This window comes from Sulfurospirillum diekertiae (genome assembly GCF_002309535.1).
In the GTDB taxonomy this organism is placed as follows: Bacteria; Campylobacterota; Campylobacteria; order Campylobacterales; family Sulfurospirillaceae; genus Sulfurospirillum; species Sulfurospirillum diekertiae.
Window position 1 is genome coordinate 1,905,611 of the sequence record NZ_CP023275.1, and the last position, 26,387, is coordinate 1,931,997.

29 protein-coding genes are annotated in these 26,387 nt (G+C 40.0%); 15 read left to right on the plus strand and 14 right to left on the minus strand.

Translation table 11 applies throughout. The features are described from left to right. Positions 1–6 precede the first annotated feature (6 nt). The 5 genes from SJPD1_RS09780 (at position 7) to SJPD1_RS09800 (ending at position 3,759) form a co-directional block, all read left to right on the plus strand. Positions 7–1,188, plus strand: coding sequence for an ABC transporter substrate-binding protein (locus tag SJPD1_RS09780; protein WP_096047003.1), 1,182 nt, complete (start codon positions 7–9; stop codon positions 1,186–1,188). Continuing rightward, positions 1,185–2,237 carry a FecCD family ABC transporter permease gene (locus SJPD1_RS09785; protein WP_096047004.1) on the plus strand — a complete coding sequence of 351 codons (1,053 nt, stop codon included), beginning with the start codon at positions 1,185–1,187 and terminating at the stop codon, positions 2,235–2,237. Before SJPD1_RS09780 ends, SJPD1_RS09785 begins: the two co-directional genes overlap by 4 nt. Further along, positions 2,237–2,992, plus strand: a complete 756-nt coding sequence (locus SJPD1_RS09790) for an ABC transporter ATP-binding protein (RefSeq protein ID WP_210394354.1) — start codon at positions 2,237–2,239, stop codon at positions 2,990–2,992. Before SJPD1_RS09785 ends, SJPD1_RS09790 begins: the two co-directional genes overlap by 1 nt. 98 nt (positions 2,993–3,090) lie before the next feature. Next, positions 3,091–3,282 (plus strand): hypothetical protein, encoded by a 192-nt coding sequence (locus tag SJPD1_RS09795; protein WP_096047006.1) that lies wholly within the window; start codon positions 3,091–3,093, stop codon positions 3,280–3,282. Positions 3,283–3,333: 51 nt separating this feature from the next. Next, positions 3,334–3,759 (plus strand): TOBE domain-containing protein, encoded by a 426-nt coding sequence (locus SJPD1_RS09800; RefSeq protein ID WP_096047007.1) that lies wholly within the window; start codon positions 3,334–3,336, stop codon positions 3,757–3,759. 43 nt (positions 3,760–3,802) lie between these two features. On the opposite strand, the gene SJPD1_RS09805 is transcribed toward SJPD1_RS09800, so the two are convergent. From SJPD1_RS09805 to SJPD1_RS09815, 3 genes are all read right to left on the minus strand, one after another. After that, complete coding sequence (locus SJPD1_RS09805; protein ID WP_096047008.1) at positions 3,803–4,372, minus strand: NUDIX domain-containing protein; 570 nt, start codon at positions 4,370–4,372, stop codon at positions 3,803–3,805. A gap of 3 nt (positions 4,373–4,375) precedes the next feature. Further along, complete coding sequence (gene corA, locus SJPD1_RS09810; protein ID WP_087438999.1) at positions 4,376–5,338, minus strand: magnesium/cobalt transporter CorA; 963 nt, start codon at positions 5,336–5,338, stop codon at positions 4,376–4,378. 163 nt (positions 5,339–5,501) lie between these two features. Further along, positions 5,502–6,674: a peptidoglycan DD-metalloendopeptidase family protein gene (locus SJPD1_RS09815; RefSeq protein WP_096047009.1), complete on the minus strand. Its 1,173-nt coding sequence runs from the start codon at positions 6,672–6,674 to the stop codon at positions 5,502–5,504. Between the two features lie 155 nt (positions 6,675–6,829). Here SJPD1_RS09815 and SJPD1_RS09820 point away from each other — a divergent pair, with 155 nt between their 5' ends. Genes SJPD1_RS09820 through SJPD1_RS09830 form a run of 3 tightly spaced genes read left to right on the plus strand, consistent with a single transcriptional unit; the run spans position 6,830 to position 9,813 of the window. Next, complete coding sequence (locus tag SJPD1_RS09820; protein ID WP_096047010.1) at positions 6,830–7,639, plus strand: plasminogen-binding N-terminal domain-containing protein; 810 nt, start codon at positions 6,830–6,832, stop codon at positions 7,637–7,639. After that, positions 7,630–9,009 carry an FAD-linked oxidase C-terminal domain-containing protein gene (locus SJPD1_RS09825; protein WP_096047011.1) on the plus strand — a complete coding sequence of 460 codons (1,380 nt, stop codon included), beginning with the start codon at positions 7,630–7,632 and terminating at the stop codon, positions 9,007–9,009. Before SJPD1_RS09820 ends, SJPD1_RS09825 begins: the two co-directional genes overlap by 10 nt. Next, positions 9,010–9,813, plus strand: a complete 804-nt coding sequence (locus tag SJPD1_RS09830; RefSeq protein ID WP_096047012.1) for a YihY family inner membrane protein — start codon at positions 9,010–9,012, stop codon at positions 9,811–9,813. Here SJPD1_RS09830 and SJPD1_RS09835 read toward each other — a convergent pair. From SJPD1_RS09835 to SJPD1_RS09870, 8 genes are all read right to left on the minus strand, one after another. Beyond that, positions 9,775–10,986 carry a ComEC/Rec2 family competence protein gene (locus SJPD1_RS09835; protein WP_226372299.1) on the minus strand — a complete coding sequence of 404 codons (1,212 nt, stop codon included), beginning with the start codon at positions 10,984–10,986 and terminating at the stop codon, positions 9,775–9,777. The two genes, SJPD1_RS09830 and SJPD1_RS09835, sit on opposite strands and share 39 nt — an antisense overlap. A gap of 53 nt (positions 10,987–11,039) precedes the next feature. After that, positions 11,040–12,470: a replicative DNA helicase gene (locus SJPD1_RS09840; protein ID WP_087439004.1), complete on the minus strand. Its 1,431-nt coding sequence runs from the start codon at positions 12,468–12,470 to the stop codon at positions 11,040–11,042. After that, positions 12,467–13,531, minus strand: coding sequence for a flavodoxin-dependent (E)-4-hydroxy-3-methylbut-2-enyl-diphosphate synthase (ispG, locus tag SJPD1_RS09845; protein ID WP_096047014.1), 1,065 nt, complete (start codon positions 13,529–13,531; stop codon positions 12,467–12,469). Before ispG ends, SJPD1_RS09840 begins: the two co-directional genes overlap by 4 nt. A 135-nt stretch (positions 13,532–13,666) precedes the next feature. After that, the gene (locus SJPD1_RS09850) at positions 13,667–15,502 is read right to left on the minus strand and encodes a primosomal protein N' (protein WP_096047832.1); all 1,836 of its coding nucleotides are present in this window, start codon (positions 15,500–15,502) and stop codon (positions 13,667–13,669) included. Positions 15,503–15,507: 5 nt separating this feature from the next. After that, positions 15,508–15,975, minus strand: coding sequence for a type II secretion system protein (locus SJPD1_RS09855; protein ID WP_096047015.1), 468 nt, complete (start codon positions 15,973–15,975; stop codon positions 15,508–15,510). A 58-nt stretch (positions 15,976–16,033) separates the two neighbouring features. After that, a complete protein-coding gene (locus SJPD1_RS14895) occupies positions 16,034–16,534 on the minus strand; it encodes a type II secretion system protein (protein ID WP_275539361.1) in 501 nt (166 codons plus the stop codon). 82 nt (positions 16,535–16,616) lie between these two features. Beyond that, positions 16,617–16,835: a hypothetical protein gene (locus tag SJPD1_RS09865; protein ID WP_096047016.1), complete on the minus strand. Its 219-nt coding sequence runs from the start codon at positions 16,833–16,835 to the stop codon at positions 16,617–16,619. Next, positions 16,832–17,065, minus strand: a complete 234-nt coding sequence (locus tag SJPD1_RS09870) for an ABC transporter (protein WP_096047017.1) — start codon at positions 17,063–17,065, stop codon at positions 16,832–16,834. The genes SJPD1_RS09865 and SJPD1_RS09870 overlap by 4 nt, the downstream gene beginning before the upstream one ends. Positions 17,066–17,127: 62 nt before the next feature. Here SJPD1_RS09870 and uvrB point away from each other — a divergent pair, with 62 nt between their 5' ends. From uvrB to SJPD1_RS09890, 4 genes are all read left to right on the plus strand, one after another. After that, complete coding sequence (uvrB, locus tag SJPD1_RS09875; RefSeq protein WP_096047018.1) at positions 17,128–19,104, plus strand: excinuclease ABC subunit UvrB; 1,977 nt, start codon at positions 17,128–17,130, stop codon at positions 19,102–19,104. 59 nt (positions 19,105–19,163) lie between these two features. Continuing rightward, the gene (locus SJPD1_RS09880) at positions 19,164–19,706 is read left to right on the plus strand and encodes a putative metalloprotease CJM1_0395 family protein (protein ID WP_096047019.1); all 543 of its coding nucleotides are present in this window, start codon (positions 19,164–19,166) and stop codon (positions 19,704–19,706) included. Between the two features lie 76 nt (positions 19,707–19,782). Beyond that, complete coding sequence (locus tag SJPD1_RS09885; RefSeq protein ID WP_096047020.1) at positions 19,783–21,894, plus strand: RNA degradosome polyphosphate kinase; 2,112 nt, start codon at positions 19,783–19,785, stop codon at positions 21,892–21,894. 1 nt (position 21,895) lies between these two features. After that, on the plus strand, positions 21,896–22,420 hold the full coding sequence (locus SJPD1_RS09890; RefSeq protein WP_096047021.1) for a gamma carbonic anhydrase family protein: 525 nt from the start codon (positions 21,896–21,898) through the stop codon (positions 22,418–22,420). On the opposite strand, the gene SJPD1_RS09895 is transcribed toward SJPD1_RS09890, so the two are convergent. Genes SJPD1_RS09895 through rpe form a run of 3 tightly spaced genes read right to left on the minus strand, consistent with a single transcriptional unit; the run spans position 22,401 to position 24,432 of the window. Beyond that, the gene (locus SJPD1_RS09895) at positions 22,401–23,204 is read right to left on the minus strand and encodes a 3'-5' exonuclease (protein WP_096047022.1); all 804 of its coding nucleotides are present in this window, start codon (positions 23,202–23,204) and stop codon (positions 22,401–22,403) included. The genes SJPD1_RS09890 and SJPD1_RS09895 overlap by 20 nt on opposite strands. Beyond that, a complete protein-coding gene (locus SJPD1_RS09900; protein ID WP_096047023.1) occupies positions 23,188–23,787 on the minus strand; it encodes a phosphoribosylanthranilate isomerase in 600 nt (199 codons plus the stop codon). The genes SJPD1_RS09895 and SJPD1_RS09900 overlap by 17 nt, the downstream gene beginning before the upstream one ends. A gap of 3 nt (positions 23,788–23,790) precedes the next feature. Next, positions 23,791–24,432, minus strand: coding sequence for a ribulose-phosphate 3-epimerase (gene rpe / locus SJPD1_RS09905; protein WP_096047024.1), 642 nt, complete (start codon positions 24,430–24,432; stop codon positions 23,791–23,793). A 170-nt stretch (positions 24,433–24,602) separates the two neighbouring features. On the opposite strand from rpe, the gene rpmB reads away from it, so the two are divergent. The 3 genes from rpmB (at position 24,603) to SJPD1_RS09920 (ending at position 26,350) form a co-directional block, all read left to right on the plus strand. Continuing rightward, the gene (gene rpmB / locus SJPD1_RS09910) at positions 24,603–24,791 is read left to right on the plus strand and encodes a 50S ribosomal protein L28 (protein ID WP_087439017.1); all 189 of its coding nucleotides are present in this window, start codon (positions 24,603–24,605) and stop codon (positions 24,789–24,791) included. Positions 24,792–24,878: 87 nt separating this feature from the next. Next, complete coding sequence (gene argJ / locus SJPD1_RS09915; protein ID WP_096047025.1) at positions 24,879–26,069, plus strand: bifunctional glutamate N-acetyltransferase/amino-acid acetyltransferase ArgJ; 1,191 nt, start codon at positions 24,879–24,881, stop codon at positions 26,067–26,069. Positions 26,070–26,122: 53 nt separating this feature from the next. Then, positions 26,123–26,350: an HP1242/YdcH family protein gene (locus SJPD1_RS09920; protein WP_096047026.1), complete on the plus strand. Its 228-nt coding sequence runs from the start codon at positions 26,123–26,125 to the stop codon at positions 26,348–26,350. The last annotated feature ends 37 nt before the right edge of the window (positions 26,351–26,387 follow it).

The window sequence follows — 26,387 nt, forward strand, 5'->3', positions numbered from 1 at the left end:
AAATATATGTCAATCAAAAAAATTTACAATGAGGGAAGCTGGGTCTTCCCTTTTGTAGCGATCTTACTTGCCTCTTTTTCTCTCTTACGACCACTACCAGTTTTTATAACTCCTGCAAGTAGTCACACAGTAATTGATGCCAGAGGTGACGCGGCATATATTGACGAGCCGTTTTTGGGTGCTGCGTTTACTTGGGGGACAGGCATCGGAGCCCTCGGATTTCTTGAAGCGACAAAAGATCCAACGTTATTGGTATTAGCAGGAACAGAAGATGAACGAAAAAATGATCAAAAATCTATTCTCGCGCGCATCTACCCAAACTTTTTTTCACAAGGCTTTCGCTGGAGCAGTAAGACTTATGAAAAAGGGTGGTATACAGATATTGAAAAAGCTCTCGCATATAACCCCGGAGTGTATCTTACGAGTAATCTTGGACCGGGAGAGTTATTACGAAAAGTCGGTCTGCCTGTTTTGTACGTAGGTTCCAAAGAGAACAAAACATGGGATACCTATCTTTTTTCTGCGGCAAGAGTGATGGCGGCAGTCACCGAGCAACCACAGCGAGCAGAAGCACTTATCAATAACTATCATGATGCTTATCGTCAAATTGATCGAGAACTTCAGGTTAAGACGTTAACGAATCATCCTCGTATTTTGATCATGGGGAGTTCTACTCAGGATAAAAGTCACTTCTACATTAAATCTTATAAAAATGAGTATCGGATCTACTTTCCACCTGCGGGGGTAGATAATGCCTCTAAAGGGTGGACAGGAGAGAGAGTGGAAACTGAGCGAATTTTGGCAATGGATCCAGATTATATCTTTTTAATGGCAGATTCAAAAAATCAAACACCTGATACATTTATGCATGATCCGCGCTGGAGAGGGCTCAAAGCAGTACGAGATAAACGGGTATATCGTATGTTGGATGGCTCTGGCGGTGGATTGCTCGGTCTTGTCTTACAGCCTATATCTGTTCGCTGGATGGCTGAGATCACACATCCAGATAGAATGAAATCAGGAATAAGAGAAATGCTAAGAGAGACCTATATAAGAGAGTTTAATTATCATCTAAGCGATCAAGAGATAGATGATGAACTGCATATCAGTGATAATCTTCACTCACAAGGCTATGAACGCTTTTTACGTGATTATAAACAAGGAACAAACAAGGAGTCTTTACAGTGACAAAACGCAACCATTCATTGACAAAAAGATATGCAACAATAACTTCAATCCTACTTGGGATAGCAATTATTTTTGCTATTTTGGCATCACTGTGTATCGGGGCTTATCCTTTGTCGTTTTCACGTGCAGCTTATATTGTTGGACATCTGTTCTTGCCGGGAAGTTTGCCGCAAGAAACATTGGAGCAAATAAAAGAGCTTACTGTTGTGCAAGTAGTTCGTCTACCTCGTGTACTTGTAGCAACCTTAGCAGGAATGGGTCTTGGAATGTCAGGTGCCGCACTTCAGGGGATCATGCGCAATCCTCTCGTAGGACCGGATTTGGTAGGTGTGACATCGGGTGCCGCATTTGGAGGTGTATTAGCGATGATGTTTGATTACTCACCTTATGGCATTGTAGCAATGGCATTTATCTTTGGATTGACTGCGATGGTACTCACGTTTGGACTTGCTAAACTAGCACACAATAGCGGTAATGGAATGGCACTGATATTGGCAGGAGTATTCGTAGGAGCTTTTTTTATTGCTTTAGTCGGGTTGATACAATTTGTTGTGACGGATGCTAAATTGCCTGGAATTGTTTATTGGCTTTTAGGTAGTTTTATCGGTGCCGATGCACAAAAAGTTATGATGATCGGTATACCTACTCTTGCAGGAGGAGCAATATTGATGATGCTTCGTTGGCGTATTAATCTTTTATCTTTAGGTGATATAGATGCTGCTTCTTTGGGAATTAGTGTCTCAAAACTTCGTTGGGGTGTTATAGCGCTTGTATCATTGATAGTAGCGGCACAAGTCTCTGTTGTTGGTATCATCGGCTGGGTTGGGCTTGTTGTTCCTCACTTAGCTCGTATGCTTGTGGGTCCGGATCATCGTCGGTTACTCCCTGCTTCCGCACTGATAGGCGGACTTTTTGTTCTAGGTTTGGATGATTTCACACGCACAATCGTTCAAGCGGAAGTCCCTGTTGGAATACTAACAGCATTGGTAGGCACACCAATAGTATGCTTCTTGTTTTGGAAAACCCAGACAAAAGGATGGAGTGAATAATGGAAAATGCACTATCATTTACAGAGTTAGGTCATGCGTATAATCCCAATCAATGGATTTTAAAAAATTACAATGCCGATATTTCCAAAGGAAGTATTTTTGCTCTTTTAGGACCAAATGGCAGAGGAAAAACAACTCTGCTAAAGATTTTGTTGGGAATTCTCAAGCCAAGCGAAGGAAAAGTCTATCTTAATGGTCACATGGCTTTTGTTCCACAACTCTTTCAAGTCAGCTTTGATTACTCTGCATTAGATATGGCACTTATGGGCAGAGCCAATAAAGTTGGAATGTTTTCACAGCCCTCGATAGAGGACGAAGAAGCTGCTATGAATGCACTTGAGCGTTTTGGATTGGCACATTTGGCACACCGACCTTTTCATGAACTCTCAGGTGGACAACGCCAAATGGTCATCATCGCACGAGCGCTTGTCGCCGAAGCAGATATCCTAATACTCGATGAACCAACTTCTGCACTCGATATGAAAAATCAAGCTTTAGTGCTCTCATGGATGCACCGGCTTTCCAAAGAAGATGGGCTAACCATCCTTTTTACTACACATCATCCCCATCATGCGCTTGCTATTGCCGATAATGCACTTTTGATGATGGATAAAGAGCATTTTGAATGTGGCAACACAAAAAAAGTTCTTACCGAAGAAAATCTTTTTGTACTTTATGGCGTAAATATGAAACACGTCTCATTTGAATTTGAAGAACAAATGATAGAGAGTTTTGTTCCAATATTGATACAATAATTATGATACATCGTTTATGATGAAAAAGAAATCACCCTATCATTATATTTTTATAAATACTACGATATACTTTACTCAATTTATTGAGGAGTATTAAGATGAGTGAAGTTTATTCTATCTTTTTATCAGCCGTTTTCTCAAGTTTCATCGTTACAACAGGCATTATTGCGGTTATTGGCAGTATCTATTACCTGACGTATAAATGTTTTGCATCGTATATTTCCTTTGACAAAATTGCTCAGGCAGAGCGACAGATGTCTGCAGCAAAAAAAAATACCGTTAGCAATTGACATTACATAACACTTAGTGACATACTTTTAATAAATATCAAGGAGCATGTTATGAAAATCAGTGCAAGAAATCAAATTACGGGGAAAGTAGCAGAGATTAAAAATGGTCCTGTGAACAGTGAAATTGTTGTTGCAACTCAAGGTGGCGATAAAATCGTTTCTGTCATTACACATGGTGCTGTTGAGTCACTGGGTTTAAAAGTTGGTTCTGAAGCCCTTTGTATTTTTAAAGCGCAAAGTGTTCTTCTTGCAAAAGCAGACATCGCTTTAGCCGTTAGTGCACGCAATAAAATCAAAGGCACGGTAACTGAGATCAAAGATGGCGCTGTTAATTGTGAAGTCGTCCTCTCTACTCCTGCTGGCCTAACGGTTACAGCAATCGTGACTGAAGATGCAAAAAAAGAGCTTTCCCTTGCAAAAGGCGATAGCGTTTATGCTATCATCAAAGCTTCAAGCATTTTAGTAGGTGCAAACTAAATCGTAGACAAACCCCTTCGTGGGGTTTGCTTTACATGTAAAACTATTTCTCGTAATTTTTAAAATACCACATCAATGCGAACATCAAACCTGAGGTCGTCGCAATACTCTCATCAAACATAAATTCAAGTGTTTCTTCGCGTTTAAGGTAAATGACTTCGATATTTTCATTTTCGATACCACCACCCTCACTCACTTTCATACTGTCATCCAAAATTGCATAGTAGAGCGTTTGCCTGCCACCTGCAAAACCAACAGCGGTATAAAAGGACGATATTTTATCAAGTTTATCAAGCGGAACATCGTAACCTGTCTCTTCCAATACTTCTTCTTTGGCAATTTCGATGAGACTCTTGTCTTTATCAACAATACCAGCACACAGCTCATAGGTAAAACCATCATGATTTTTAACATAGATAGAAGGACGAAACTGTTTTACAAAGACAAACGAATCCAAATCTTTGTGGTACAAAAGAATGGCAACACTGTTATGTGTATCGACGATATCCCAGCGCTTTTCTACACTATTGTGCAGATAGTACATACTTTTAGGTTTAATATAATCTGAGTGTAGACACTCTTCAACTTTAATGACCTCAATGGTATGTTTCATCGCCTAAATCCACCCTTTTTTCTTGAAGTACAAGATCGGCGTTACGGCAGAGAGAACCATCAAAATAAGCGAAAAGGCATATCCATAATCCCAATGAAGCTCTGGTAAAATCTCAAAGTTCATCCCGTAAATACTTGCAATCAACGTCGGTGGTAAAAAGATAACGTTCATAATGGTAAAGATTTTGATGACTTTATTTTGCTCAATGTTCAAAACACCCAAGAAGATATTTTGCAAGTAATCGAGTCGTTCAAAATTAAACTCAATGTAATCAATCAACGACTTAATATCTTTGAGCATGATAACAATATCGGCACGAAGAGCGCTGTCATCGTATTTATTTGATTTGATAAATGCGGTCAAGATGCGTTGTTTATCCATAAGGTTTTCGCGGATGTTCATATTCAAATCTTCAAAAGAGGAGATTTTTTCCAACATCTCAGCATCATCATTCGTATAGTCCGTAAAAACGTGTTTACGCAAGCGTGTAATGTCTTTAGAGAGCTTTTCAATAACGTCCGCATCCGCATCAATCCTGATGTCGATGAGCTGGGAAAAGATGTAATACCCATTTTTAAATTCACGCGGAGCATAGTAAAAACGCTTACTAAACTCATCAAAGGTTTTCAACTCTTTATAACGAATAGAGATAAGTACATTGCCTTGTAAAATGAACGAAACCGTCTCATTGTGAGCATTTTCATCTTCAGAGATCAAGAAAAAACTGTTAATCTCAATCTTTTTGTCCTCTTCCCAGTAACGTGAAGATATCTCAATCTCTTCACTCTCTTGCTTTGTAGGAAAATCGATACCAAAGGTCTTTTCAACAAAAGAGATCTCTTCAGAGCTAGGGAGAAGCATGTCAAGCCAAACAACTTTGCTCTTTTTATCTTCATTGCCATCAAATTCACTCAGATCGGTAATGACTTCTAATTTATTACTATTTTTAAAAAAACATTTTATCATGGTAGACTCTTTTTTTGATCATTTTGTCATTATTTTTAGGCAAAACCCAAAATCTAAGCTGTTATGGCTTTAACACTTACCTTCAAAAAGGTTAAAAGCTATTGCCATTTTGCAAGAAATTTATTTTATCGCAAAATAGTTTCATTTTGTTTACATGTAAAGACTAACTCGAACTTTTTTCAAGAGGCGAAGAAAGATTAAAATTTTCCTCTCTCATCGGCGGTGTTTCGTTTTCCAAAGCACTTTCAACTTTTTTTCTAAGCTCCGTAGTATAATCTATAAAAGCTTTAAGTTCATGCCCGCTCAATGCACTTTTCGCTATTTTAACAACACTTGCTGGATCAATGGCTACATTATTGCGATAGAGACCAAAATGGAGATGAGGACCGGTGCTAAGTCCTGTATTACCTACATAGGCAATCACTTGACCTTGCTTGACACTCTGCCCACCACGAAGTCCTTTGGCAAAACCATTTAGGTGCCCATAAAGCGTTTTAAAACTACTATCATGGTTGATCTCAATCGTATTTCCATACCCACTTTTTTCCCCGACAAACAGAACTTTTCCATTGCCTGCTGCTTTAACAGGAGTACCTACACTTGCAGCATAGTCAATACCTAAGTGTGCACGATACTTCTGTAAAATAGGATGCCAACGCATTTGCGTAAAGGGAGAAGAGATACGTGTGTAATTTACAGGATTGGAGAGTAAAAAGCTATCAAGTTCTTGCCCTTTTGGATCGTAATAGTTTTCTTTATAAAAGTAGATATAGTTTTTCTTTTTCGATGTTTCGACCATGGAAACATTGATTTTCAGCGAACCAAAAAGTTTGCCAAGCCGCCTTTTTTGTTCATACAGCAAGACCAATTTATCACCTTTTTGAAGATTACGAAGATTGACTTCTCCTCTAAAGGACTGGGCGAATTCATTGGCTAGAGCATAGCTATTGGTTGCATTTAAAATATCAACATACGGAGAATTATGAATTTCAATCGCTAAGGTACGCTTTTCATTTTGCAGCACAATTGGAATAATCTCCATGACAAATTTGTCATCTTTTTTCTTGATGTGCATCTGGAGTTCTTCACCAATAGGGATTAAAACTTGCTCTAGCTGATTGTCTTCACTTTTAAGAACATAATACTTAACCCCTGCCACAATCTCTGCTGCGAGTTCTTGTTCTTCTTTATCTAATGTGTAATAAATCGATGATGGTAAATGGTTTCTATCCAAAAACGAGAGAAAGGTTTCACCCTTAGGCCACTTAAGCTCTTCCACAGAAGAAGCTGACATAAACGATAAAAAAAGTAATAATAATGATAGAATTTTAGCCATTCTTCCCCCTAGTTCTTTTTCGATTTTATCTGAACAAATCTTACAAAATGCCTAAAACACTTCACTTGCAAAAAAGAAGTTTTTTTAAAACAGTTATAGTATAATCCCTATTATAAAAATAAAAGGGGTGTCATGTACCCTTCAAGGAGTTCCCGTTGAACAAGCTATTTTTGGTTGTGTGTCTATTTTTGTTTGGCTCTTTTGCAGAGGCCCAATCTTTTTTTAAAGAGTATAAAACAACTGTTTTAGAATCAAATGAGAAACAAATAGTGATTGCTGATTCACCCGAATTTGTCGTTGGTGCGAGTGGTGTTGTCAACCATAAATTTGATGCAACACATGCAACTATTATTGCGCGAGTTGATGTTGTCAGTAAAGATGGTACTAAAGCTGTTTTAAACATTGAAAAATTTGAGATGCTTTCCCAAGGTGCCTTCCCCGATACAGGTGTCAAGCCAGCTGCGGGAGATCAAGTCATCATTAACTATCTTTATGACCGTGCGCTTATCATTGCACCAAACCAAAATGTCTATAATGAAGTCACTAAAAATTTTGACACGATTACATGGATTCATCCTGATATCGTTGCTGCCTATTTAGCAAAACTGTATCGCCCAAACCCCGATAAAAAAATCTTTCAACAAGCATGTTATCAAAATGCTGCATCGATCATTTTCTTTGGTATAGAAAACAAAGGCTTTTTTGTCGATTGTCATAACTTTCATATTGTTCAAAGCATTGATGTTAAAAGCAGTGGTGAAACAATGCTTCCATTTTATTCACGTATCAATAAACAAATTGACTCTTCTTGGTTTAATTGGAGCAGTGGAAAAATTGCAGAATATGACAATTATTATGCGTATCTCTTAGGTCAAACCAATACACTAAAAGGTGCTGGTATTGATGGTATTCTTATAAACTTACCATTTGATGTTGTAGAAAGAAAAGACTCACTATGGAAATAAAACACATTGACTATTTTAAAACTCTTTTGGGAAACGACAATGTTTATGATGATAAAGCGCACCTAATCGCTTATTGTTATGATGCGACACGTACACGTTATCAGCCTGATGCCGTACTTTTTCCTCGCGATGAGCAAGATGTCAGCGACATTTTAAAATACTGTAATGAACACCGCATCATCATCACACCACGAGGGGCTGGAAGTGGCTTTACGGGTGGCGCATTGCCTGCAAACGGGGGCATTATTTTAGCCTTTGAAAAACACATGAACAAAATTTTAGAAATTGACATGGAAAACATGGTTGCCGTAGTGCAACCGGGTGTTATTAATATGCAGTTACAAAAGACAGTAGAAGCACAAGGTCTCTTCTATCCGCCAGATCCTGCCAGTGAAGAGTACTCAACCATCGGTGGCAATGTCAGTGAAAATGCGGGTGGTATGCGTGCGGCAAAATATGGCATTACCAAAGACTACGTGATGGCACTTCGTGCGGTACTTCCTAATGGGGAGATTATCCGTGCAGGAAAACGTACCATAAAAGACGTTGCAGGGTACAACATTGCAGGAATTCTTATCGCTAGTGAAGGCACACTTGCTTGTATCACTGAAATAACGCTCAAACTTATTGCAAAACCTAAAATGTCTCAAACAGCCATGGGCATTTTCCCCAGTGTTGAAGACGCAATGAATGCCGTGTATAAAACGATGGCTGCGGGCGTAACACCTGTAGCCATGGAATTTTTAGACAACCTTTCGATTAATGCCGTTGAACAAAAATACAATAAAGGGCTTCCAAAAGATGCTGGTGCCATTCTCATCACCGATGTTGATGGCAATACACAAGAAGAGCTTACGCAACAACTGGATGTCATTGAAAAAGCATTCGCTGAAAATGGATGCAGTGGCTTTAAGCGAGCAGAAACGCCAGAAGAGTCTAAAAACCTCTGGTTTGCAAGACGCAATGCCAGTCAGTCTATTACGATTTATGGTAGCAAAAAACTCAATGAAGACATCACCGTTCCACGTAGCAAACTTCCTGCACTTCTAAAAGCCATTGGTGAAGTTTCAAAAAAATACAATGTTACCGTACCGTGTTTTGGACACACAGGCGATGGCAATGTTCACACCAACGTCATGGTGGATGGCAGTGATCCTAAGCAACTTGAGATCGGACATCAAGCGATTGAGGAAATCTTTAAAGCAACCGTTGCACTCGGTGGAACTTTGAGTGGTGAGCATGGTATAGGACTCAGTAAAGCACCATTTATGCACTTAGCCTTTAGTGATGCAGAGATGGAACTTTTCCGCTCTGTCAAAAAAGCGTTCGATCCAAACAACATCTTAAACCCATCCAAAATGGGACTTTAATTGTTAAGCACTAAAAATTGTGTTGAATTTTTCAGGAAATTAAGAGACGTAGAGCTCGCGCACTACGCCTCTTCCCTTAGTTTTCACACCATTTTAGCGCTGATCCCCATTCTTCTCATTACCTTTAGCATTTTTACGAAAATGCCTCTTTTTGAGGTTTACTACGAAAAGCTTCAAGGCTTTATTTTTAGCTCTCTCATTCCCACGCAACAAGATGTGATGATTGGCTATTTGCGAGATTTTATTGCCAATACCAGCAATATGGGTGTGGTAGGCATCATCTTTGTCCTCTACATTTCCATTATGTTCTTTTTAGATTATGAAAAGATTGTGAGCAAAATTTTTGAAATTCCAACGCGCAGTTTTTGGGAAGCACTTTCTACCTACTGGACAATGGTGACATTGATGCCACTTGGGCTTATTATCTTTTTTTACAGTTCAGCGGTAGTTCAAGAGTTATTAGAAAAAAATGTCATTACCAATTCGATCAATCTAGTGCGTTTTTCGCCCTATTTTATCATCTGGCTTTTGTATTTCATCATGTATTTCATCTCTGCCAAGACAAAAATTCACCTCAAAAGTGCTCTACTTTCCTCTTTTGTCGCTTCGCTCTTTTGGTATGTTTCTAAAATTCTTTTTGTCTACTATGTCACTTACAACAAAACCTATTTGAGCATTTATGGCTCTTTTAGCATTCTACTTTTCTTCTTTTTATGGATCTATTTTTCATGGTTTATCTATCTCTATGGTTTAAAATTCTGCTTCTTATTGAATGAAAAAGAGACTGAGAAACGCAAAGCCTAAACAGCCATAAAGTGCCAGTTTAGAGCGTATTGCCATGAGTGAAACACCCACGTATAAAACCAACATCCACCACGGAAAACTCAGCATGTAACTTTGTGCATTTACATGTAAAAAGTCAAGTAAGTAGGTATCTAAAATTCCTCCTAGATGGATTACATGTAAAAGTACGCCCAATGGGTAAAATACAATAAACACCAGACTAGAAATCGGTGATGTCAGCTGTAAAAAGGTAAATACAGGGAAAAATGTATGCACTATTGGAACCATTAAAAGAAAAATACCCAAATCAATGATGCTGAGCAATACCCAGCGATTGAGACTTTCAAAATGGTGCAAAAAAAGAAAAAGGTAAAAAACACCCGCAACGGAAAACCAAAAAGAGAGTGAAAAAACAAGCGTTGGAAAGAGTGCTAAAAGCCCAAGCGAGGTGAGTCCTAGCATCTCATACGAAAGCACTTTAATGCCTCTAGAATAGAAAAAAAAGCCTAAAACACTCATCGCAAATGCTCTTAAAAACGATGGTACAAAATCGATCACAACCATATACGCAAATAAAACGACCAACACTATCATCGTTAAATCCGCCGTAAGATTTCGGTACGGGAAATAGCGGCTTTGAAAAAATTGATAGAGTGGTTTTAAAAAGAAAAAAAGCAGAAATGAGATGACACCCACATTGTAGCCACTAATGGCAATCAGATGTGAAATACCCCACTTTTGGACTTCATCACGAAGCTCCTTCGAAATAGGCGTGGCAAAAAGCAGTGTTTTATAAAGTTCTGCTATTTTTTCATTGTCGTGTTGATTGTCAATCCAACGATAAAGTGGCTTCACATCAAGTAAGGGAGGATTATCTTCATAGATTTCATACACGCTCAATGATGGGGCAAAAAAACCTTGTAAGTAGGCTAAAAACGTGACTTTTTCAACGTTCAGTTTTACCTTTACACGGCTTTTAATAGGAAGAGAAGAGATGCGCCATGAAGTCGTATAAACCTCTGCACTGTTGCCATCGAGTTTGAGCTTGAAAACATCGTAGCTTCGCCCTTTTTCATTCGTTTTCGTGTAATGATTTAGTACCGTCGCTGTGTTTACATGTAAAGTATTTTTGGTGAGTTCTTTAAACTGATAATATTCAATTAACAGAGAGATAAACGCAATGCAAAGCACCACTGCCAATGTCAGAAAAAATTCCTTTTTGCTGACAAAGAGTGGTACGCTTAACATTAAAGTGCTGGCATACTGATTTTCGCCTCTTTGGTATCCAAACTGGCTTCTTTATAGACAATTTCTATTGGAATTTTGCCACCGCCATCGACAAAGCGCGTACACGCTTTTTGGAAAACAAGATTGGCAACGCCAACAGGTCCATTTCTGTTTTTACCCACAATGACTTCGGCAAGCTCTTCTGGTTTCTCAAAGAAGTTACTTTTGTACTCTTTGCCTTCTGTGCGTGCTTTTTGCTCTTTCTCTTTCTCTTCGCGAATGCGGTAGACATCATCGCGGTACACAAACAAAATCATATCAGCATCTTGCTCAATCGCGCCCGATTCCCTTAGATCGCTCAGCATTGGGCGTTTATCGCTTCGACTTTCAAGTCCACGGTTTAACTGCGAAAGAGCGATGATCGGGATGTTCAATTCACGCGCTAAAAGCTTTAACCCACGGCTAATATCACTCACTTCCAAGTGACGATCTTTATTCCCCGCTGAGTTCATCAACTGCAAGTAGTCAATAATCGCCATTGATATCTCAGGGTGTTGGCTTTTAAGTTTACGAAGTTTTGCGCGCACTTTATGAATATCCACCGAGCCATTATCGTCCACAAAAAATTTACGTTTGCTCATCTCATCCGCCGCACTCGTAAGTCTTCCCCACTGCTCATCACTCATATCACCTACTTTGAGCTTTTGAAGCGGTATAGAGGTTTTAGCACTTAGCATCCTCAGCATCAACTGCTCTGCTGGCATTTCGAGTGAAAAGATCGCAACACCACGACTGTGATCGAGTGCATTTTGTGCCAAGTTAAGACAAAATGCTGTTTTACCCATTGCAGGACGCGCCGCAACGATAACAAGGTCACCCTCTCCAAAACCAGAGGTGAGACGATTGAGCTCAGCAAACCCTGTATCGACACCTATGACTCCTGAATTGCCACGCTTTTTCATCTCATGAATGTGCGCGATGGTCGCATGCGTCATTTCAGGCGATTCACGAAACTCTTTACTTCCATTCTCTTGTGTAATCTGATAAAGCTTTTGTTGTACCAGATCCACCACTTCATTCGAAGGTAAATCTTTCTCAACGGCAATCTCTTTGATGTCACTGGTGAGTTGCACCAACTCACGTTTGATTGCTTTTTCACGAATCTCTTCGACATACGCTTTGGTGGCAGGAAGAGGATTTGTAGAGAGAATTTCCAACATCGCATCTTCATCAAAACGACCTAACTGATTGAGCTTTTTCTTGATAAATTCCTCATCAATCGGTAGATCTTCACGCTCGCATGCCTCCATCGCTTCGTAAATATAACGATGGCTGGGTAGATAAAAATCTTTCGCAGATATAACAGCAGCAATATCTTCAAACGTTGCTGGATTAAATAAAATCGAGCTTAAAACGGAACGCTCTATGTTGACATTGTGCAGATTATTCATGCTTTATACTCCTTGGCGGCAAGCTCAACGGCTTCTAAAAATTTATCCACAAGGTCTTCTTCTTTGAGTTTTGCAATAACTTCGCCTTTGACCATGACCAGTCCTTGCCCTTTTCCAAAAGCAATGGCGACATCGGCATGTTTGGCTTCTCCAATGGCATTGACCACACAGCCCATTACCGAGATATTCAGAGGGACTTTAATGTGTTTCGTACGACGTTCGACTTCGGCTACAGCATTGACAAGATTGGCTTCTAAACGTCCGCAGGTTGGGCATGAAATGATATTGATACCTTCCGCTTCCACACCGCTATCTTTCAAAATAGCACGTCCAACTTTGATCTCTTCTTCAAGCTCCCCTGTAATCGAAACACGCATCGTATCGCCAATACCATCCAATAAAAGAGAACCCAAAGCGATGGAAGATTTAATAGTGGAGTGAAACAACGTTCCTGCTTCTGTGACACCCAAATGAAAGGGGTACTCAACAAGAGGCCTCAGCATACGGTACGCTTCAACCGTACGCGCAACATCACTCGCTTTTAAAGAGACTTTCATATTGGTAAAGCCTAGATCCTCTAGGTATTTGATGTTATACAAAGCCGATTCCACCATACCTTTAGCCGTAGGGCCATACTTCTCATCAAACTCTTTTTCTAAACTTCCACTGTTTACGCCAATACGAATGGGGATTCCCCGTTCATTGCATGCTTTGACAACCTCTTTAACGCGATCTTTATTGCCAATATTGCCAGGATTGATGCGAATACAATCCACCACTTCCGCAGCAATCAGTGCCAAACGGTAATTAAAGTGAATGTCCGCAACAATCGGCAACGTGGAGCGCTCTTTAATCGCTTTAAGCGCGTGGGCATCATCGTAATCAGGCACTGCCACACGCACGATGTCACAGCCTGCAAAATGAAGCCGTCTAATTTGCTCTACCGTTGCTTCCACATCATGGGTTTTGGAAAAGGTCATCGACTGTACGGGAATTTTAGCATTGCCACCGATGGGCACATTGCCTACAAAAATTTGTTTGGTTGGGTATCGTTTTATCATTTTAAAATCCAACATATAGTTTTAGAAGATTATACAACGAGTAGATTTAAGAACTAATGTTAAAAATGCATCATTCTCATAAAACAAGTTTTATGAAGCTTTAGGGGGTGTCGTGGATATATCCCTTAAAATACGTTAAGAAAAGGATAACGGATCGATATCCGCTTCTACATGTAAGAGTTTAACCGCATGTGCCAATTCAAGTAACGCTTTACTGGAGTCACTGCGTGCTAAAAGTTCATAGCGGTATTTGTTCGCAATTTTTGCAATGTTCGCTTTGCCAAATCCCACCACTTCGACTTGAGGAAAATTTTGCGCGATGAGCGCAACTTGGTCGATCAATGCTTTGGCTTTTTCATCTTTAACATGAGCACTCATGAGTCTGAGCATCTTTTTAAAGGGTGGGTAAAGTCCTTTTCGAAATACCAATTCATCCTTTAAAAACTGTTCAAAGTCGCTCAAATACTGTTTGAAGAAGTCGCTGTTTTTACTCTGAATCAGCACTTCACCGTACCCTTTTCGCCCTGCCCTTCCTGCAATTTGGAGTACCAAGGCAAGCGTTTTTTCACGTGATCTAAAATCATTCATACCTAAAAGTGCGTCCACCCCAAGAATGACGGCAAGCCCAACTCCGTGATAGTCATGCCCTTTACTGAGCATCTGAGTCCCAACCATAATGTCGATCTTATGCTCATTAAAATCACTTAAAATCTCAGAGAGTTTTTTTTCTGTTCGTACTTCATCACGGTCAAACTGTTGCACAACATGTTCAGAAAAATGCTCAGAGAGTTTTTGACTCACTTCCGCCGTTCCCATGCGTGTTGCGACAATATCTTCACATCCACATTTAGGACAGACTTTGGGGATGACTTCGGTGTAGTTGCAGTAGTGGCATTTGAGTGCGTTCATATTATGGTGAAGACTCATGCCAACACTGCAAAACGGGCACTCGACATTCGCGCCACAGTTTTTACATGTAATGTACTTAAAGTTCGCGCGTGTTGGCAAAAAGACGATAACTTGCTTGTGTGCATCGAGCGCTTTTTGAATTGCCTGTGTCATCTTAAAACTAAGTCCATGCTCGCCATCATCGTACATGATGTAACTTTGCGACTCAAAAAATGTGCCCTTAAGCCTAAAAGTTGGAATCTTATGAAAGCTACCCAACGTGGGCGTTGCAGAGCCTAAAAGCACTTTGCAGCCCAGTTTTTGCCCAAAAAGGAGTGCCAAATCTTTAGCATTGTAACGAGGGCGATTACCTGACTTGTAACTTTCATCGTGCTCTTCATCGACCACAATCAAGCCTAAGTATTCCAACGGCAAGAAAAGTGCGGAACGCGTTCCTGCAATGATGGAAATTTTGCCCTCTGCAAGGGCACTGAGTATCTGCTCTTTTTTCTTTGCGCTAATCTTTGAGTGCCAAATAGCAACGTGTGTACCAAAATGATGCTTCAAACGGTTTTTCATCTGAGGTGTCAACCCAATCTCTGGAAGTAAGAAGATAGCCTGTTTGCCCTCATTGACCGTTTTTTCAAAGAGCTTCATATAGATTTCGGTTTTGCCACTTCCTGTATCGCCAAAAAGCAGTGACGTAGGATGCGCTTCGATAAAGTCATATGCCTTGTGTTGTTCGGTGGAAAGTGTTATATCTATCGTAATTTTTTCGTTTACATGTAAAGCATTGTGAGTATACGGTACAAAAAGGCTTAGTGCTTCACCCAATGAACAGACGTAATACTCGGCGATAAAACGAGCAAGTTCAAGTGTTTTGGGAGGGTAAAAGGTTTTACATGTAAACGAAATAGTTTCACATTCAAACGAGGGTTTTTCAACTTCGGCTATCACCACACCTTGTGTGGTTCGCTTGGAAAGTGTGACTTCAACGATAGCACCTAAAGGAAGTGATTGCTCCGACTGATAGGTTAAAGGAGAAAGAGGAGATTTTAAAAGAGCAATATGGTAGTAAAACACATAAATTATTTTGTTAGATTTGCACAATCATTGTCATTTGCGGCATTATGAGCACAATCAAAATTTCCAGTTGCACGAGTATAATTAAAATCAACATACCGCGAATCACTCAAATAATAACGATACTGCGTCGTTGCTCCATTATCTGATTTTTTCATCCAAAATCCACCACTTGCTTTAGAATAAAGTGGATATTGAAGAATAGACACTGTAGCATTACCATCAAATAAAGATTCTCCTGACGTATCTTTAGCAGCATCATCAAGGATTTGAGGAAAGGCGACAACACCATTAAGCATATTTTTACCACGTTCATTACTAATAGCAGAACGAATTGCAGCAACATTGCTTTGCCCTCGCGCCATCTTAGCATCTTCGATAAAAGGTGCCATCTTTGGAAAAGCTACAGCACCTAAAATACCAAGAATCACAATAACAAAAACAAGCTCTATCATTGTAAATGCTAATTTCATAAACTATGACCCTTTTAAAGTAGAGAGCACAAGACTGCCCTCTATACTTAAACACATATTAGAATGAAGATTTAGAAACATTAAAATCGTTGTCTGCGCCAGATTTTTTACTACTATACCAGAAGCGAGGCGCCTCCGTAGAGTTTCCATCACGTCCAAAGATATAAATTGAATTTGTAGAATCCGCTAATATTTGGCAAGTCTCTAATGGTTGTATAGCAGTAGCTACACAATGTCCTAATGCTGTTCCTAAATCTGTATTAACTACTTTAAAGTTACTTGGAATTTCCATGTAATAAGATAATTGAATTCTTTCATCATTGGCATTTGCCGTTTTCATTTTTCCTAATGTAACGCTGACATTACCATCATCTGCCATTTGTGCTTTTCCCCAAAGTCCAGGAACAACAACACTATTGAGTTGCGCGACCAATTCTCCCGCTTTTGCCAAACGTGCTTGCTCTTGTACCCCTACCATTCTTGGCAAAGCCACGGCTGCTAAGATACCTAAAATAACGATAACGAAGATAAGTTCGATCATCGTGAAACCTTTTTTCATATTCACTCCTTGTTTTTTTGTTAGTCAATACACTTATTGACCACGTAAAAGCCATTCTAGTACAATATTTTTGAAGCTCGACTTAAATCTCATCCATTTGATGTAACAGCTTGGTAACCTCTTGTTCGAGAACGAAATTATCATAACATTTTCCCACGTACGCAAACAGAAGTTCTTTGGGGTCAATGGTGCTTTTTTCTTTAAATTTCTCTTTAAAATCCGCTTCAAACTGCACGGCGAAATCACCCTCTAACTTGATGTCAAAGTCTTTGCCACCAAGGCTAATGGTTATTTTACTCATTTGCCAAGCACTGCTTCGATTTTGCTGAGTAAATCATCAGAATTGACGTTTTTACTAATGAGGTCTTGCTCCAATTTTGCAATCTGCACATTTTTAGCTTCTGCCAACGCTTTGGCCTTGACCACTTCTTGACGTAGGGCTTCATTTTGTGCCAGAAGATCTTTGTATTTTTCCAAAAGTTCCGTTATCTTTTGGCTTAATGTGCTAATGTTTCGCTCTTCTTCAAACATTTAGGACTCCATTGTGGTCTGTTTGGTATAATTGTAACAAAATAATGGGAAAAGTATCAACTATGAGCGAATTTTATTTAGAAAGTCCCTATCAGCCATCCGGCGATCAACCGCAAGCCATCGATAAACTGGTTGCGTCCATCCAAAAAGGAAGTCGTTATCAAACGTTGATTGGTGTGACGGGTAGCGGTAAAACCTATACAATGGCACAGATCATTCAAAAACTGAAGATGCCAACCCTCGTCATGACGCACAACAAAACCCTTGCAGCGCAACTTTACAGTGAATTTAAGGGCTTTTTTCCTAAAAATCATGTGGAGTATTTTATCAGCTATTACGACTACTATCAACCTGAGGCGTATATTCCAAGAAGTGATCTTTTCATCGAAAAAGACAGTTCTATCAACGAAGAGTTAGAGCGTTTACGCCTCAGTGCGACAGCATCACTGCTTAGTTTTGATGATGTCATCTGTGTCGCTTCCGTCTCGGCAAATTATGGTTTGGGCGATCCAAGTGAGTATAAAGAGATGGTGCAAGTCATCGAAAAAGGCGAAAGTATCAACCAAAAAAAGCTTCTTTTGCGCCTTGTCGACATGGGTTATAAACGCAATGACACCTTTTTTGATCGCGGTTGTTTTAGGGTCAGTGGCGATGTCATCGACATTTACCCCGCCTACAGTGAAGAAGAGGCGATTCGTGTGGAGTTTTTTGGTGACGAAGTGGAGAGCATCAACTATTTTGAAGTGTTTCTTAATAAAAAACTGCAAAACCTAAACAAAGTCGTCATCTATGCCGCCAATCAGTTTATCGTCGGGCACGAGAGGCTTCAAAAAGCGATCAAATCCATCGAGCAAGAGTTAGATGAACGCCTCGAATACTTCAAAAAAGAGGACAAATTGGTCGAGTATCAACGCCTTAAACAACGTGTTGAGTTTGACCTAGAGATGCTTCAAAGCACCGGAGCATGTAAAGGCGTTGAAAACTATGCACGATATTTGACAGGGATAGAGCCTGGTGGTACACCCTACTCGTTGTTTGACTACTTTGAAGCCATGAATAAAGAGTATCTGGTCATCGTCGATGAATCCCATGTCAGTCTTCCACAATTTCGCGGTATGTTTGCGGGAGATCGCAGTCGTAAAGAGGTGCTTGTCGAGTATGGATTTAGACTTCCAAGCGCACTAGATAACCGTCCTTTAATGTTTGATGAGTTTATCCATAAAGCACCACGTTACCTTTTTGTCAGTGCCACACCTAAGGATTTGGAGCTGGAACTTAGTGGTGATAACACCGCCGAACAGATCATCCGCCCGACGGGGCTTCTTGATCCTGAAGTCGAAATTTTAAGCAGTAAAAACCAAGTGGAGACTCTTTTTGATAAGATCAAAGAGGTTACATGTAAAGATGAAAAAGTGCTTGTAACGGTATTGACGAAGAAAATGGCAGAAGAGCTAACGCGCTACTACGCCGATCTGGGCATTAAGATCAAATACATGCACTCCGACATCGACGCGATTGAGCGTAACCAAATCATTCGCTCTTTACGTGTGGGCGAGTTTGACGTGCTTGTGGGTATTAACCTCCTTCGTGAGGGACTTGACTTGCCTGAAGTCTCCCTTGTTGCTATCTTAGATGCCGATAAAGAGGGCTTTTTACGTTCCGAAACGAGTCTCATTCAAACCATGGGACGTGCTGCTAGAAATCTCAACGGCAGAGTCATCATGTTTGCAGAGAAAATCACGGATTCGATGCAAAAAGCGATCGAAACGACGCTCAGACGCCGTGCCATTCAAGAGGCTTACAATAAAGAACACGGCATCACACCAACCAGTACCACGCGCAAAATGGATGAGAATTTAAAACTTGAAGAACATGCTGACATCTACAATATGTTTGATAAAAAAGAGAAGATTCCGCCGAGCGAAAAGAAGAAAATTATTGCGGAATTGACAAAGTCCATGCATGAAGCTGCGAAGATTTTGGAGTTTGAAAAAGCAGCGAAATTACGCGATCAAATTGAAAAATTGAAAAAGATGTAAAAAATCTTTACATGTAAAGCCATTTTGGAGTAAAATTGAGCATGGTTTAGGAGGAAACTATGCAAGTAGATAGCGCTCTAAACGCCTCTTACATACGCGTTGCTAACACACCCACTTCATCTTCCACTACGACGACATCCTCATCATCCCAAAAAAAAGACGAAAAGACTACTGATCTTACGGCTTCACAACGTGCATTAATTGCTGAGCTGCAAGCGATTGATACTTCTGTACGAGCCCATGAGAGTGCTCATATTGCCGCTGGTGGTGGTGTTATTCGGAGTGCCGCTGTTTTTACTTACGAGCAAGCACCAGACAAAAGGCTTTATGCCATAGGGGGAGAAGTTGGCATCGACACTTCAGAAGCTCCTACGCCTGATGAAACGGTCACCAAAATGCAAACAGTGCGAGCGGCTGCGCTTGCTCCCAGTGACCCAAGTGCGACTGATTACCAAGTAGCGGCAACGGCTTCAATGCTCCAAATGATGGCAAGACTTGAAGTTGCACGGCTTAAACAAGCGGCACTGATAGCCAAACCCAATGAGAGCTACCAGCGCTCAAATAACGAAAATTCTACCTCTCTTTTCTCAAATTACGCCTAAGTATGTAACGGCGTTACCTTTTTATAACTTTTTTCTGATAAAATAATTAGATTTATTTTGCAATGAAGGATCAAACGTGCTTGATTTAAATGACTCTAGCCTGTATCTTAACCGTGAGCTTTCATGGCTCAAATTTAACACCAGAGTCCTCACCCAATCCTTAAAAAAAGAGTTGCCTCTTTTTGAACGACTCAAATTTTTAGCCATTTATGCCACCAACCTTGATGAATTCTATATGATCCGCGTTGCAGGGCTTAAACAACTCTTTAGTGCCGGCGTCATTGAAACGGGTGCTGACCAAAAAACACCTTTGGATCAACTCAGAGAAATCAGAACGTACCTTTCGAGTGAAAAAGAGATTATTCAAAGCAGTTATGAAGAGATCGTCAAAGACCTTGAAAAAGAAAATCTTTTTATTACCGATTATGACAATTTGACGCCTTCATTGGCAAAGTTATCGGATGACTATTTCTTTTCAAATGTCTTACCTGTCATTGTCCCGATTGCGGTGAATGCCACACATCCTTTTCCGCACCTCAACAACCTGAGTTTCTCTCTTGCTGTGAAACTTCAAGACAGTGAGATCGAAGAAGAAGGCAATTACAAATACGGTATGATTCGCATTCCTCGTGTACTTCCACGCTTTTTCCAAGCAGGGGACAATACCTATGTGCCGATTGAAACGATTGTTAAAAAACATGCTGAAGAGATTTTTCCTGGCTATAAACTCGTCGCATCTGCCGCGTTTAGAGTGACCCGAAATGCGGATATGGTCATCGAAGAAGAGGAAGCGGATGATTTTATGATGATTATGGAGCAAGGGTTAAAACTGCGCCGTAAAGGAGCATTTGTACGCCTTAACATTCAAGATGGCACCGACCCTGATCTGCTCAATTTTCTCAATTCACATATGCAGATTTTCTTTAAAGATATCTATGCCTATAAAATTCCACTTAATCTTGGAGCATTATGGCAAATTGTGGGCAATAAAGACTTTTCACATCTTGCATTGCCTCCGTACAATCCAAAAACATTGCCGCCATTTGATAGCAATGAGTCTGTCTTTAAAGTGATCGATAAAGGTGATGTATTGCTTTTTCATCCGTATGAAAGTTTTGATCCTGTTCTACGCCTCATTCGTGAAGCATCTAAAGACCCAAAAGTGGTCTCTATTCGTATGACGCTCTACCGTGTGGAAAAAAATTCTCAAATCGTCCAAGCTCTGATTGACGCTGCTAATGAAGGCAAACAAGTTACCGCCGTTGTAGAACTAAAAGCGCGTTTTGACGAAGAAAACAATCTCCATTGGGCAAAAGCGTTGGAACAAGCAGGTGCCCATGTGGTGTACGGCATCACCGGTTTTAAAGTTCACGCGAAAATCGCTCAAGTCATTCGCCAAGAAGAAGATGGCAAACTAAAGTTTTACATGCACTTTAGCACGGGTAACTACAATGGCGCTACGGCGAAGGTTTACACCGACACCAGCTTCTTTACATGTAAAGAAGATTTTGCCAAAGACGGTACGATGTTTTTCCATATTTTATCGGGCTTTTCCAAACATAAAAAACTTGACACGCTTTCCATGTCACCGACACAAATCAAGCCTAAAATCATTAACCTCATTCACAATGAAGCCAAATATGGTGCTGAGGGGCGCATTATTGCTAAAATGAACTCGTTGGTGGACTCTGATGTGATTCAAGCCCTTTACTACGCTTCTATGCAAGGGGTTCAGATCGACATTATTGCTCGCGGTATTTGTTGTTTACGTCCGAATGTGCAAGGAATCAGTGAAAATATTCGCGTCAAATCTATTATTGGAAAATACCTAGAGCACGCGCGTATTTTCTACTTCAAACATGGTGATCCAACCACAACCTTTATCTCTAGTGCTGATTGGATGCCAAGGAACCTTGAGCGACGTTTGGAGCTTATGACGCCAATTTTTGATAAAACATTGCAACAAAAACTGTTTGAAATTTTACAACTCCAACTCAATGACAATGTGCTCAGTTGGAATTTAGAAAACAATGGTGATTACACGGAAGTTGAGCCAACCGAAGAGCGTGCGATTAATAACCACACTGTCTTGGAAGACTATATGAATAAAATCTATAAGGCACAAAAGAAAGATACCAGCTCCCATAAAGCTGAAAAATTGGCACGTCGCTTGTTTAAAGAGAGCTAAAATGATTATGGAGTTTCAAGGCGTATCACCTCGCATCGCTTCTGATGTGTTTGTGGCACCCAGTGCGGACATTATCGGCGATGTAACTATTGCCGAGGAAAGTTCCGTCTGGTTTGGCTGCGTCATTAGAGGCGATGTAAACTCCATTAAAATTGGCAAACGAACGTCGATTCAAGACCTTAGCATGATTCATGTCACACACTTTAAAAAAGCCGATCGCAGTGATGGATTTGCAACAACGATTGGCAATGATGTAACCATAGCGCATCGTGTGATGCTCCATGGTTGTACTATAGAAAATGCCTGCTTAATAGGCATGAGTGCGACGATCTTAGATGGTGCGGTCATCGGTAAAGAATCCATCGTCGGAGCTAATTCACTGGTGACTAAAAATAAAATCTTTCCACCGCGTTCACTCATTATGGGCAATCCTGCCAAAGTTGTACGAGCACTTAGCGATGAAGAGGTTTCCTCTCTTTACGCATCGTCTGCTAACTACGTGCGTTTTAAAGCGATGTATCAGTAGGCTTTGAAGGCTTCTCTTTTTTCTTCTTCTTTTGGTTTTGTGGATTCGTAAAAGCGATTAACTGCTCTACGGTTTGCACCTCTTCAGGTAAATTTTCCAACGCTTTAAAGAACACTTGCGCTGTAGCGCGTGCATCATACAATGCTCTATGGTGATTTTCAAACCCTATCCCCAAATAGTCCGTAAGCGCCCCTAGACCATACTTAGGTGCTTCAATACATTTTCGCGCCAAATCAATGGTATCAAGTCTGCGATTCAAAAGCGGACCAAACCCTGCTTGCTCCATAGCGTAAGAGATAAAATAGTAGTCAAAATTAACATTATGCGCAACAAAAACGGCATCTTTGATAAACAGGCGAAATGCTTCTAAAACAGACGTAAGTGAGGGTGCTTTTTGAAGTTCCGCAAGGGTAATGCCTGTGAGTTGCTCAATGCTATCAGGTAAAATATCCGCCTTAGCCAAGGATGAAAACTCAGCAACTTCTTTGCCATTTTCAATCATCACCGCACCGATTTCAATAATCTGGTGTAAAGCGGGTTTACTGCCATTGGCTTCAATATCGACAATGCAAAATTTTCCCTGACCGATGGGTGTAGTAAGCGTTTCTAGGGTAAAAGCGTAATTATTGTATTTAGTGATAGGAAGCCCTAAGAGTTTGAGCATTGATAGATCTTCAACATCGACAGGTTCCAACTCTTTAAACGTATGCATTTTGGCAAAAAATTCTTTATGAAAAATAGGCTTTTGCGTCATCTTAAAAATATAACTATCTACTGCTCTCACGCTTTGCCTTCTTTATAAATGCTCGTACTTTATCGTGATCTTTAAGGCCTTTTGCTTTTTCTACGCCACTGCTGACATCGACACCGTAAAAGCCAAAAGGTTTAATTTGATCAATATTTTCAGGAGTCAATCCGCCTGCTAGGATGATGTTGTCTCTATCACTGTTTTCAAACCATGAAAGATCAATCCTCTTCCCTGCTCCACCGTAGCCTTCAACATAGGCATCAACGAGCCTGATTAATCCTTGATACTGTTCGACATCACGAGGTTCGCGCGTACGCACAACACGAACGTAAGGCACTTTTAACGCGTTAAAAAATGTCTCATCTACTTCAAACTGAATCTGCGCCATATCCATCTGTGCTTCTTTACATGTAAGACTCACTTCATCAGGTGTCACATCTACAAAAAGCCCGATCTTCTTTACATGTAAAGGCAATTTTTCTGCAATTTCTTTCGCATTTTGAGGTGTAATATAACGAGGAGATTTTGGATAAAAAACAAAACCAAGTGCGTCCGCTCCTGCTTCAATCGCACATAGTGCGTCTTCAAGGTTCGTAATGCCGCAGATTTTAACCCACATCTGTTACACTTTTAAAGAATCAATAGCGTTTTTATAATCATTGGAGCCAAAAATATAATTGCCTGCAACGACAATATCCACCCCCGCATTGGCAAGTGCTTGAATATTTTGGTTATTGACCCCACCATCCACTTCAATGAGTGTTTGTGCATTTCGTTTTAAAATCATCTCTTTTAAAATCGGTGCTTTTTCTAAAACATTGGGGATAAATTTTTGCCCACCAAAACCAGGGTTGACACTCATAAGGAGTACCATATCCAAATCTTCAATGAGATATTCTATCGCAGACGGTGGCGTGTGAGGATTCAATACAATCGCGGGAGAAATACCTAAGTTGCGAATTTTTTGAATCAACCGATGCGGGTGTTTTTCTTCTTCAATGTGAAAGGAAAGGTATTTAGGTTTAAGCGGAGCAAAAAGATCAACAAAAAATGTATTGTTTTCAACCATCAAGTGAATATCCAGTGGCTTTGTGGCAGCGCGTGCTACAGCATTTACCACAACAGGTCCAATGGTCAAATTGGGAACGAAATGCCCATCCATAACGTCCACATGGACAAGATCACATCCTGCCATGCAAATCGATTCAATTTCTTCTTTTAACTTTCCAAAATCAGCAGAAAGGATACTTGGAGCAACTAACATAGTTTGCCTTTATACGATTAATAGACTTCGTAACAAAGTCTATTCACAAAAATTTACTGAAATTGTACCCAAATTTATAATATTTTCGATATAATCTCAGGCTGCATAGAATTAAGCGTTTCTTTTGCTTCTTTCATGTACAATTCACGAAAAATTTTAAGGATATCGATATGGCAAGAAAATGTGCTCTTACTGGAAAAGGCCCTATGGTTGGTAACAACGTAAGCCATGCGAACAACAAAACTAAAAGAAGATTCCTTCCAAACCTTAGATCTGTCCGTGTGACACTTGAAGATGGAACGACTAAGAAAATTAGAATTGCTGCTTCGACACTTCGTACAATGAAGAAAAACGGCTAAAATTTCTCCTTTCATGGGGAAATTTTACGCTAGTCTTGTTTTGATCTTACCTCTTTTTCTCACAATCAAATCCTAAAGGATTTACAGATGTTTACTATTCTCCCAATTATTAACGGACTTGACAATGTTGCTGGTTTTTTCTGTCAAGGCGTATCGGCTGGTTTTAAGCCTAATGGCAATAACGATGTTGCTTTTATTCGCTCTGATGAACCGTGTGATATTTCCAGTGTTTTTACAACCAATGTATTTCAAGCAGCTCCCATTAAACATTTTTTGCGTTACCCCAAAGGGTTCCAAACCAATTTTATTTTGATGAATGCCAAAAATGCCAATGCAATGACAGGAGCGGAAGGTATCGAAGATATTGATACATTGTTTCATAAACTCAAAACAAAATTTCCAACTTTACACAACCCTATTATGAGCTCAACAGGTGTCATCGGATACCGTTTGAATGTTGAAAAACTCTCTTCTGCTTTTGATAAATTTGATTTTAATGCCAAAGATTCTCATTCAACTGCCTCCGCTATCATGACTACCGATAGCTTTAAAAAAGAGCTCTGTTTAAAAGTGATTTTAGAGGATGATAGTTTCTTTCATATCGCAGCGATCTGTAAAGGTGCAGGTATGATCAATCCAGCGATGGCAACCATGCTCTGCTTTATTATCACCGATGCCAACATCCCAAAAGCCGATATGGATGAACTCTTACGCCCTGCCATTGAAAATTCTTTCAATGCCGTCAGTGTCGATGGTGATACCTCAACCAATGACACCGTACTTCTTTTAAGTTCTAAAAAAAGCAATGCTTATCATAAAGAGGCTTTCAATGAAGCATTGTGTCGCATTACCAAAGAGCTAAGCCTTATGCTGGTACGTGATGGTGAAGGTTCTTCCAAAGTGGTTGCATTTGAAGTGAGTGGTGCAAAAAATGTAGCTGAAGCAGAACGCGCTGCTAAAGCACTTAGTAATTCACTGCTTGTTAAAACAGCACTATTTGGGGAAGATCCAAACTGGGGACGTATCGCTTCGACTATTGGAGCCAGTGGTATTACATGTAATGAAGAAACCCTTGTGATTCATTATGATGATGTCTTAATTTACAGTAAAGATCAGCGTTCCCTAAATGCAGAAGCTGAAAAAAAAGCGGCGGCTGTCATGAAAAAAGAGTCATTTCGTATCCATTGTGAACTAGGAATTGGCGAAAGCTCTTTTACTGCATATGGCTGTGATCTAGGGCATAAATATGTTGAGATTAATGCCGACTATAGGACTTAGTCTTAAAATTAAGCACTTTTTGATAAAATAAAACAAATATAAAAGGAGAACCTATGCTACACGAATACAGAGAAGTTATTTCAAAACTCAAACTTGACAATGCACACTTTGCTAAAATTTTTGAAAAGCACAATGAACTTGACCAAAAAATTGCTGATGCAGAAGAAGGGAGAGAGCATATTAGTGAGGCTGAACTTGATGCACTCAAAAAAGAGAAACTTAAACTTAAAGACGAAGCGTATGCAACAATCGTTGCTTACAAAAAAGAACACAATCTCTAAAACAAGAGCTCTTGCAATTTTGCAAGAGCCAAATTGA